This window comes from Candidatus Frankia alpina, from assembly GCF_902806485.1.
In the GTDB taxonomy this organism is placed as follows: domain Bacteria; phylum Actinomycetota; class Actinomycetes; order Frankiales; family Frankiaceae; genus Frankia; species Frankia alpina.
The window spans coordinates 1-689 of the sequence record NZ_CADCWT010000539.1 but is presented as its reverse complement, the minus strand read 5'-3'; the positions used below and the strand labels follow the sequence as shown (position 1 = coordinate 689).

The window sequence follows — 689 nt, the reverse complement described above, 5'->3', positions numbered from 1 at the left end:
AAGGCAGAGTGATCGCGCGTGCGGGACGCGCTGCGTTGGTGGCCGCAGCCGTATCCGTGATTTTGTCCGCTGGCTGCGGTGACAAAGGCCCGAACAGCGTCGCCGACAGGACCTATCGTGGAGTGCCCGCAGGGCTCCTGACCTTCGGCGATGGCACCGATCCGGTCGCCGTCATCGAGCCCGACGACAAGCTGGCGCTCGCCGTGTGGGGTGGCAGTTCGTGTCCCAGCGTGCCCGTCGCGTTCGACATCCTGAACAGGCACGAGGTCGGCGTCACCCTGGTGGAGAACGGCGCCCGGGTGTGCACCGCCGATCTCGGCCCCACCACGAGCGAGTTCCGTTTGGACTCCCAGGCGGTGGACACCGGCTCCGACATCCGGGTCGTCATCCGTCAGGCTGGCAGGCAACCGGTCACGGTCATCGCACATCCGCCATCGGGGCCGCCGCTGCCGCAAGCTGGCACCGCGCCCGCCGACGCGGCAGCAGCAGTGACCGAGATCCGCGCCGCCTACGACGCGGCCTTCAACGGTGACCGAGCCGACGACGTCGTGCTCGCCGTGGTGGAGGACGGCCTGGCGCTGCGGACCGCCCTGGCTGAGGCCCGCCGAAAGATTCCGGGCATCGCGCGGTCGGTCCACGTCACCGTGGGGGACATGGTGTTCCTCGACCCCGGCCGAACTGCACTGCAC

Annotated in this window: 1 pseudogene; it reads left to right on the top strand. The window is 69.8% G+C overall.

The window, feature by feature from the left end:
- Positions 1-122: 122 nt before the first annotated feature.
- Positions 123-689 (top strand): annotated as a pseudogene (locus tag G6R25_RS24395) (hypothetical protein); the annotation flags it as partial.